The 8766-nt window shown below is 39.2% G+C and carries 6 protein-coding genes and 9 tRNA genes; 11 read left to right on the plus strand and 4 right to left on the minus strand.

Going from position 1 to position 8766, the window contains the following annotated elements:
- The first annotated feature begins 107 nt into the window (after positions 1 to 107).
- The 3 genes from ligA to ACYUCW_RS05025 all read left to right on the plus strand — a co-directional run bounded on the left by ligA (position 108) and on the right by ACYUCW_RS05025 (position 3933).
- Positions 108 to 2135, plus strand: coding sequence for an NAD-dependent DNA ligase LigA (gene ligA / locus ACYUCW_RS05015; RefSeq protein ID WP_004248419.1), 2028 nt, complete (start codon positions 108 to 110; stop codon positions 2133 to 2135).
- 228 nt (positions 2136 to 2363) lie between these two features.
- Positions 2364 to 3548, plus strand: a complete 1185-nt coding sequence (locus ACYUCW_RS05020) for a NupC/NupG family nucleoside CNT transporter (RefSeq protein ID WP_004250649.1) — start codon at positions 2364 to 2366, stop codon at positions 3546 to 3548.
- 163 nt (positions 3549 to 3711) lie between these two features.
- Positions 3712 to 3933 (plus strand): DUF3820 family protein, encoded by a 222-nt coding sequence (locus ACYUCW_RS05025; protein ID WP_004243788.1) that lies wholly within the window; start codon positions 3712 to 3714, stop codon positions 3931 to 3933.
- Here ACYUCW_RS05025 and ACYUCW_RS05030 read toward each other — a convergent pair.
- Positions 3930 to 4370 (minus strand): MarR family winged helix-turn-helix transcriptional regulator, encoded by a 441-nt coding sequence (locus ACYUCW_RS05030; protein WP_004248417.1) that lies wholly within the window; start codon positions 4368 to 4370, stop codon positions 3930 to 3932. The two genes, ACYUCW_RS05025 and ACYUCW_RS05030, sit on opposite strands and share 4 nt — an antisense overlap.
- Positions 4371 to 4526: 156 nt before the next feature.
- Here ACYUCW_RS05030 and ACYUCW_RS05035 point away from each other — a divergent pair, with 156 nt between their 5' ends.
- On the plus strand, positions 4527 to 5279 hold the full coding sequence (locus tag ACYUCW_RS05035; protein WP_004243785.1) for an SDR family NAD(P)-dependent oxidoreductase: 753 nt from the start codon (positions 4527 to 4529) through the stop codon (positions 5277 to 5279).
- 94 nt (positions 5280 to 5373) lie between these two features.
- On the opposite strand, the gene ACYUCW_RS05040 is transcribed toward ACYUCW_RS05035, so the two are convergent.
- The 3 genes from ACYUCW_RS05040 to gltX all read right to left on the minus strand — a co-directional run bounded on the left by ACYUCW_RS05040 (position 5374) and on the right by gltX (position 7128).
- Positions 5374 to 5449, minus strand: a tRNA-Ala gene (locus ACYUCW_RS05040).
- Between the two features lie 26 nt (positions 5450 to 5475).
- Positions 5476 to 5551, minus strand: a tRNA-Ala gene (locus ACYUCW_RS05045).
- Between the two features lie 158 nt (positions 5552 to 5709).
- On the minus strand, positions 5710 to 7128 hold the full coding sequence (gene gltX / locus ACYUCW_RS05050; protein WP_012368116.1) for a glutamate--tRNA ligase: 1419 nt from the start codon (positions 7126 to 7128) through the stop codon (positions 5710 to 5712).
- Between the two features lie 348 nt (positions 7129 to 7476).
- Here gltX and ACYUCW_RS05055 point away from each other — a divergent pair.
- The 7 genes from ACYUCW_RS05055 (at position 7477) to ACYUCW_RS05085 (ending at position 8223) form a co-directional block, all read left to right on the plus strand.
- Positions 7477 to 7552 (plus strand) — tRNA-Val (locus ACYUCW_RS05055).
- A 39-nt stretch (positions 7553 to 7591) separates the two neighbouring features.
- Positions 7592 to 7667, plus strand: a tRNA-Val gene (locus ACYUCW_RS05060).
- 43 nt (positions 7668 to 7710) lie between these two features.
- Positions 7711 to 7786: transfer RNA gene (locus ACYUCW_RS05065), tRNA-Val, on the plus strand.
- 41 nt (positions 7787 to 7827) lie between these two features.
- A tRNA-Lys gene (locus ACYUCW_RS05070) sits at positions 7828 to 7903 on the plus strand.
- 38 nt (positions 7904 to 7941) lie between these two features.
- Positions 7942 to 8017, plus strand: a tRNA-Lys gene (locus ACYUCW_RS05075).
- A gap of 40 nt (positions 8018 to 8057) precedes the next feature.
- Positions 8058 to 8133 (plus strand) — tRNA-Lys (locus ACYUCW_RS05080).
- A gap of 14 nt (positions 8134 to 8147) precedes the next feature.
- A tRNA-Val gene (locus tag ACYUCW_RS05085) sits at positions 8148 to 8223 on the plus strand.
- Positions 8224 to 8766: the final 543 nt, after the last annotated feature.

Genomic DNA, 8766 nt, shown 5'->3' on the forward strand with positions numbered 1-8766 from the left:
ACTTGATTTTCGGCTGATAATACAAAGTGGGGAAACTTGGTTTTTCTCACATTGCCAACAACCTCAGCCCCCGCTTGCGGGGGCTTTTCTTTCTTTGGTGATACCTCATGAATCAAAATATTCAACAACAAATTGATGAACTTCGCGTTACACTACGTCACCATGAATATCTCTATCATGTCATGGACGCACCTGAAATTCCTGATGCTGAATACGATCGCTTAATGAATAAGCTAAAAGCATTAGAAGCCGAACATCCTGAACTCATTACCCCAGATTCTCCTACTCAACGGGTAGGGGCATTACCTTTAACGGCTTTTGAGCAAGTTAGGCATGAAATTCCAATGCTCTCTTTAGATAATGCTTTTGATGAAACAACCTATTTAGCATTTGATAAACGTTTACGTGAACGTCTGAAAAATAATGAAGAGATCACTTTTTGTTGTGAATTAAAATTAGATGGACTTGCGGTAAGTCTACTGTATGAAAATGGTCGCTTAGTACAAGCTGCAACCCGTGGTGATGGTACCACTGGAGAAAATATTACTGAGAATGTCAGAACCATTAAAGCCATTCCTTTGCGTTTATATGGCGATAATATCCCTGCACGAATTGAAATTCGTGGAGAAGTCTTTATGACTGAAAAAGGGTTTGAGCATTTAAATGAAGAAGCTCGACGCACGGGAGGAAAAGTATTTGCTAATCCTCGTAATGCAGCAGCGGGTTCATTACGTCAGTTAGATCCTCGTATTACAGCCAAGCGCCCTTTGACTTTCTTCTGTTATGGTGTTGGCGTGCTTGAAGGCGGTGAATTACCGACAAGCCATTATGCACGTTTACAGCAATTTAAAAAATGGGGATTACCTGTTAGTGATGCTATTAAATTATGTACCGGAACTAAAGCTGTACTTGATTTTTACCATCATGTAGCAGAAATTCGCCCTAATCTAGGCTTTGATATTGATGGTGTGGTTATCAAAGTAGATGATATAGCTCTACAAGAAGAGTTGGGATTTGTGTCTCGTGCTCCCCGTTGGGCGATTGCTTACAAATTCCAAGCCCAAGAGCAGATGACGGTGATTAAAGATGTTGAATTTCAAGTGGGGCGTACAGGGGCGATTACACCTGTCGCTCGTTTAGATCCCGTACAAGTGGCAGGGGTAATAGTCAGTAATGCCACACTTCATAATGCTGATGAAATTGAACGTTTAGGATTACGTATTGGTGATACGGTGGTTATTCGCCGTGCAGGCGATGTTATTCCTCAGGTTGTGAGTGTGATTGAAGAAAAACGCCCTGAGAATGCACAAGAAATTGTTTTTCCAACCCAATGCCCTATTTGTCAATCTGATATTGAGCGTATAGAAGGTGAGGCTGTTGCCCGCTGCACGGGGGGATTAATTTGTGCAGCGCAACGTAAAGAGGCGCTTAAACATTTCGTTTCTCGTCGTGCGATGGATGTTGACGGCATGGGAGATAAAATTATCGACCAATTGGTTGAAAAAGAGTATGTCAAAACACCGGCTGATTTATTCCGTTTAGATGAAAAGATCTTATCTGGTTTAGAACGTATGGGGGAGAAATCAGCCAAAAAACTGCTTAATGCATTAGAAAAAGCAAAATCAACCACTTTTGCCCGTTTTATCTATGCCCTTGGTATTCGTGAAGTAGGAGAAGCAACGGCCAATGGATTAACTGCTCATTTTGTTTCATTAGAGGCATTACGTGAAGCAAATATTGAAGCCTTAAAGGCAGTTCCTGATGTGGGTGATATTGTTGCAAAGCATGTGGTTAATTTTTTCCAAGAAGAACATAATAAAAATGTGATTGATCAACTTGTTAATGACATTGGCATTACTTGGCCGGCACCGGTTGTGGCTACTCATGAAGCAGGTGATAATCCTTTTGCTGGTAAAACAGTCGTGCTGACAGGCTCTCTTTCTCAATTAACGCGAGATGAAGCAAAAGATAGATTAGTTGCACTTGGTGCAAAAGTGAGTGGTAGCGTTTCGAAAAAGACAGATATGGTCATTGCTGGTGAAGCGGCGGGTTCTAAATTAGCCAAAGCAAATGAATTAGGTATTACTGTTATTGATGAAGACGAAATGATCCGCTTGCTTGATCAATCTAAATAATCGTTTACAATAAACTTAGATGCTATTGAGAGCAGTTCTCAGTAGCATCTTTAACTTAAGCTAAATTCACATTTCGTGTTACTTAAGTTACTCCTAAAGTGTGATCAACCTATCTTATTTAATAAATAGTGTGTATATGGTTTCACTGTATTGTGACAATAATCACATCGTAATGTTACGCGTTACATAAAATGCTCTCCAAGATTTATTTTTATTTTTGGAGCATGCATGTCTTCTATCATTCACTTTGTTTTGGCTCTCGCAGTTATTGGTGCATTAGCATTTATTGCAAGTAATAACCGCAAAGGGATCCGTCTGCGTTATATTGTGCAGTTATTAATTATTGAAATCGCATTGGCATGGTTCTTCCTCAATTCTGATATTGGTGAAGGCTTTGTCCGTGGTTTCGCTGGGCTATTTGATCACTTATTAGGTTATGCCGCACAAGGTACTGAGTTTGTCTTCGGTGGTATGATGAAAGGTGGTCTAGCATTCTTCTTCTTGAATGTATTATGTCCTATCATCTTTATTTCTGCATTAATTGGTATTTTGCAACATATCAAAGTATTGCCTTTCGTGATCCGCATTATCGGTACGGTGCTGTCCAAAGTGAACGGTATGGGGAAACTAGAATCGTTTAATGCGGTTAGCTCCTTAGTACTTGGCCAATCTGAGAACTTTATCGCTTATAAAGATGTATTGGGCAAAATGTCTCAGCGCCGTATGTACACTATGGCGGCGACAGCGATGTCTACGGTATCAATGTCAATTGTTGGTGCTTATATGACTATGCTTGATCCTAAATACGTTGTTGCTGCACTGGTTCTGAATATGTTCAGTACTTTCGTTATCCTATCAGTGATTAACCCATATTCTGTTGAAAATGAAGAAGATATCCAGATGGGGAATCTGCATGAAGGTCAAAGCTTCTTCGAAATGTTAGGTGAATATATCTTAGCTGGTTTCAAAGTTGCTTTAATCGTTGCGGCAATGTTGATTGGTTTTATCGCATTAATTGCTGCGGTAAACGCTATCTTTAGTATGATTTTCGGTATTAGTTTCCAAGATTGCTTAGGTTATGTTTTCTATCCATTAGCATGGGTGATTGGTGTGCCTGAGCAAGATGCATTACGTGTAGGTAGTGTGATGGCAACTAAATTAGTCTCTAATGAATTCGTCGCGATGGGAAGCTTGCAAGATCTGGCTGCTGAATTAACACCACGCTCTGTTGGGATCTTATCTGTCTTCTTAGTCTCATTTGCTAACTTCTCTTCTATCGGTATTGTTGCAGGGGCTATTAAAGGTCTGAACGAAATGCAAGGTAATGTGGTTTCTCGTTTTGGTCTTAAATTACTATTTGGTTCTACGCTAGTTAGCTTCTTATCTGCTGCTATCACAGGCCTGTTTGTTTAATCATTGAGATAAGACAGATAGCATGTGAAATAAATAACAATGTAAGATGGATAACTTAGTTATCATGTAACATAAATCAAGCAGTACCCGTCGGTACTGCTTTTTTTATCGTTAAATTACCTTATAATCCTTATCATTCCTTCTCGATAAAGCGATAGAGATCATGCTAGAAAAACAGCATCTTATTGATATAGCCAACACACAAATGCCATTTGGTAAATATAAAGGGCGAATGCTGGTGGATTTGCCTGAAGAGTATTTATTGTGGTTTGCCAAGAAAGGCACCTTCCCTGAAGGAAAGCTAGGGCAACTAATGGAAATGACCCTAGCAATTAAAATTGATGGCTTAGAAGGGTTACTAAAACCATTAAAGCAGTCGCGTTAATCAGGCTCTGTAGGTAACTTATCCGCTATTAGTGCGTTAATAACTTTATGACTCAATTCAATAAACATAGCTTGTTCTGCAGGTGTTAATTGCGCTTGTAGCTTCTGTGCGTTCTGTTTTCGGCCTAAAGCGGCTCTTGCTAAAAAAGCTTTACCTTCATCTGTTAAATGCGTAATTAATTCACGTTTATCTTTCTTAGAACGATCCTGAGCAATAAAACCTAATGATTTTAATCCTCGCATAAACTTAGATAAATTTTGGCGTGAGATAGCTAAAATTTCACAAAGTTGAGAGGGCGTTAAATCACCGCGTAAACGCAATAATTCTAAAATATCATATTGTCCCCAAGTTACTTGCTCTGGTGTATAACGGGTGCGTTGTGCAACCAGAGTACACTGTAAAAGCGATAGGGCGTTTTCTAGCTCAAGTTGCTCCATTAGTACCTACATTTTTCTATCAAATTAATTGAAGTTAATAATAACAGCTCATTTTAGCTGAAGAAAATTTATATTGATTAACTTTAGTTAATCAAATATCCTATTCAATATGATTAACTAAAGTTAATTACTTAAACTAAGTGAACTGAGGTGAATATGAGTTATTTTGAAGGCAAAACGGTGTTAGTGACTGGGGCTGCAACAGGAGTAGGGGAAGGCGTTGCCCAACGATTATATCAAGCGGGTGCAACAGTCTTTATAAGTGGACGACAATTAGAACAGGTTAAAAAAACCGCTTACACAATCGATCCTACAGGTGAAAAAGTCATAGCATTACAAGCAGATATGACATCACCTGAGCAAGTTAAAAGCATGTTTGAAACAATATTAGCACAAACAGGCGCATTACATGGATTAGTGAATAATGCAGGTATTACAGGTCCGCATAATACATCGATTGTTGATTATAATATTGATGATTGGAAAGCGGTTATGGATACCGATATTAACGGCGTATTTTACGGATTGAAATATGGTATTCCGGCCTTACTAAGAAGTGGTGGAGGGAGTATCGTTAATTTATCTTCGACAAATGGTATTGTCGGTATTGCCGGAATTTCTGCTTATACTGCAGCCAAACATGCTGTGTTAGGGATCACCCGTTCAGCTGCCTTGGAATTTGCACAGCAAGGTATACGTGTGAATGCAATAGGGCCTGGGTATGTAGACACACCGCGAATGCAACAGTTACCGGATGAAGTTCGTCAATGGATGGCATCAACACATCCGATGAAGAGAATGGCAACGCGAAAAGAAGTGGCTAATATGGTGGCTTTTTTACTTTCAGATGAGAGTAGTTTTTCAACAGGCGCTTTTTATGCGGTAGATGGGGGATATACTGCGCAGTAGTTTTATCTTTGCGGGTAGTGTGAATCACTAATTAAGTGAATACATTGGTGAAAATAAAAAATCCTGAAGATTTCTCTTCAGGATCTTAAGATTCTGGTGGAGCTAAGCGGGATCGAACCGCTGACCTCTTGCATGCCATGCAAGCGCTCTCCCAACTGAGCTATAACCCCACATAATGGATTGTTCAAAAGTATATTGGTGGAGCTAAGCGGGATCGAACCGCTGACCTCTTGCATGCCATGCAAGCGCTCTCCCAGCTGAGCTATAGCCCCAACATACTGGAACGGGCTTGATAATAGGCAACAAGCACAATGCTGTCAATCACTTAATCTCACATTATTTATTGATTGATGAAAAAGAATACAAAAAAAGAGTCGCCGCTTAAAAATAAGTGACGACTCTTCGTTGTGAAATAAGATAATCAGCTCAATTAAGCTTGATTTTCTCTGTCAGTAATAAAATCTAATGCTTTATTAATACGAGCGATGCTACGAGCTTTACCAATAGCATGAACAGTAACATCTAGTGCAGGAGATTGACCCGCACCTGTGACAGCAACACGTAGAGGCATACCGACTTTACCCATACCAACTTCTAATTCTTCAGCGGTTTCTTGGATTGCTTTATGTACATTTTCCGCTGTCCAATCAGTAATTGCTGATAATTTATCACGAACTACTTCTAATGGTTGACGAGCGACAGGACGTAAGTGTTTTTTCGCCGCGGTTTCTTCGAAACTATCAAAGTCAACATAAAAGTAGTGACAACTTTCCGCCATCTCTTTTAATGTTTTGCAACGCTCGCCGAGTAATTTAATCAATTCAACCAGTGATGGGCCATTACTAGTATCAATATTTTGTTGTTTGATATGCCAATCTAGGTGTACGGCTACTTGTTCAGCAGGTAAGGTATTAATATAGTGATGGTTTAACCAAAGTAATTTGTCAGTATTAAACGCACTTGCTGATTTACTAATAGCTTCTAAAGTGAAATCTTTAATCATTTCATCGATGCTAAAGATCTCTTGGTCGCCATGAGACCAACCTAAACGTACTAAGTAATTTAATAACGCTTCTGGTAAATAACCGTCATCACGATATTGCATTACACTCACTGCGTTATAGCGTTTAGATAATTTTTTACCATCATCGCCTAAGATCATGGATACGTGTGCATATTCAGGTACTGGAGCACCAAGTGCTTTTAATATATTGATCTGACGAGGAGTATTGTTGATATGATCTTCACCACGAATAACGTGTGTAATTTCCATATCCCAGTCATCAATCACCACACAGAAATTATAGGTAGGCGAACCATCAGTACGGCGGATAATTAAGTCATCAAGCTCTTGGTTACTAAACTCAATCGGGCCACGAATTTTGTCATTAAAAATCACAGATCCTTCTTGAGGATTTAAAAAACGAACTACATGGGGTTCATCTGGGGTATGGTTGTGATCACCGTGACGGCAACAACCATCGTAGCGAGGTTTCTCACCTTTCGCCATTTGATCTTCACGTAGTTTCTCTAAACGTTCTTTAGAACAATAACAACGATAAGCAGTACCAGCTGCTAACATTTGATCGATAACTTGATTATAACGATCAAAGCGTTTGGTTTGATAGTAAGGACCTTCATCCCAGTTTAGATTTAACCAATTCATACCGTCCATAATTGCATCAATGGCAGGTTGAGTAGAACGTTCTAAATCGGTGTCTTCAATACGCAGTACAAACTCACCCTTGTTGTGACGGCTAAATAACCAGGAATACAGTGCAGTACGAGCACCACCAACATGTAGATAGCCTGTAGGACTTGGTGCAAAACGGGTTTTTATTTTACTCATTGAGATTGCCTTAGTACGTTTTACTTATATTCTTTCTTATATAAGGAGCCAAAAATAGAAGATAAGTAACCGTGATTATCAAAAAAACGAAATTGTTGCTTTATTTTATCACTGGATGCTAATTCCTCAATGGCATTAAGCTTTTAACCTGCAGAAAAATTTCAAATAGGTTATTTTTTGTTTGACGAAGTAACAACAACGGATTATTTTGGTTAATTGCTGTGTCAGTTATGGTGCTAAAAAAAGCATCTTGACTAAAAATAAAACGAACGATCATTTTTACGATAAAAAACCGATAAAAATCGTTGACTCATAGCGCAGTATCCCTATAATGCACCCCATCACGACGGGCGGTTAGCTCAGTTGGTAGAGCATCTCCCTTACAAGGAGGAGGTCGTTGGTTCGAGCCCAATACCGCCCACCATTATTATTCGTTGTGATAGTTGTATTATTTAATGTAATTGGGCGGTTAGCTCAGTTGGTAGAGCATCTCCCTTACAAGGAGGAGGTCGTTGGTTCGAGCCCAATACCGCCCACCAATTACATTAAAGCGTGGTAATGAGAATTTAGTCATTATGAAGTGGGCGGTTAGCTCAGTTGGTAGAGCATCTCCCTTACAAGGAGGAGGTCGTTGGTTCGAGCCCAATACCGCCCACCACTTCATCCGGTTATTTTACGCAATATCACACAGTTAGGTATGGGTCGTTAGCTCAGTCGGTAGAGCAGTTGACTTTTAATCAATTGGTCGGGCGTTCGAGTCGCCCACGACCCACCATTCCTAAATATACAACAAAGAGTAGTGAACATTGTGACGGGTCGTTAGCTCAGTCGGTAGAGCAGTTGACTTTTAATCAATTGGTCGGGCGTTCGAGTCGCCCACGACCCACCATTCACAATACTACCTCAAGTTTTACGTAAAATTATTAAATGGGTCGTTAGCTCAGTCGGTAGAGCAGTTGACTTTTAATCAATTGGTCGGGCGTTCGAGTCGCCCACGACCCACCATTTAATAATTAAGCGGGCGGTTAGCTCAGTTGGTAGAGCATCTCCCTTACAAGGAGGAGGTCGTTGGTTCGAGCCCAATACCGCCCACCACTTCTTTTTATATCATTCGATAAAAATTCCTTTATTATTCCTTATCCTTATCCTTATCCTTATCCTTATCTATTATCCATAGCGCTCATTTTGTATTCAGGTCTGTTACTAGACTACATCGACCTATCTATCTATCTGTCTATCTATCTGTCTATCTATCTGTCTATCTATCTGTCTATCTATCTATCTGTCTACTTGGTGGTTTTATATCGAGCGGTGATCCCTGTTCTGTTCTCCTATTTATCGGTCTGAATTATTTTTGTGCTATCAGGGGTTGATTACCGACTTATTTACCCTACTAGTAGTGTTAAAAATATTGATGATGAAATGATTATTTAAAAGGATTAGCAAAATTACTGAGAGAAATAGCTAAGATGATACTTTTATTGAGTGCACATAGGTTATTTAATTGCTTATAAGATAGTTTAAAAATAGCAACGTCAAGGATATTCATTTTTTATCGCCTTGATATAGATAAGATTTTTAAATTAATTTTAAAAAAAAGTATTTTTTTATTATTAGTTAATTATACGTATTATGGTT

The sequence above is a fragment of the Proteus sp. MB838 genome, assembly GCF_054767435.1.

Coding starts and splice junctions, on each gene's coding strand:
- gltX (WP_012368116.1), bottom strand. CDS start 7,128: ATGAGTAAAATAAAAACCCGTTTTGCACCAAGTCCTACAGGCTATCTA.
- ligA (WP_004248419.1), top strand. CDS start 108: ATGAATCAAAATATTCAACAACAAATTGATGAACTTCGCGTTACACTA.
- ACYUCW_RS05025 (WP_004243788.1), top strand. CDS start 3,712: ATGCTAGAAAAACAGCATCTTATTGATATAGCCAACACACAAATGCCA.
- ACYUCW_RS05020 (WP_004250649.1), top strand. CDS start 2,364: ATGTCTTCTATCATTCACTTTGTTTTGGCTCTCGCAGTTATTGGTGCA.
- ACYUCW_RS05030 (WP_004248417.1), bottom strand. CDS start 4,370: ATGGAGCAACTTGAGCTAGAAAACGCCCTATCGCTTTTACAGTGTACT.
- ACYUCW_RS05035 (WP_004243785.1), top strand. CDS start 4,527: ATGAGTTATTTTGAAGGCAAAACGGTGTTAGTGACTGGGGCTGCAACA.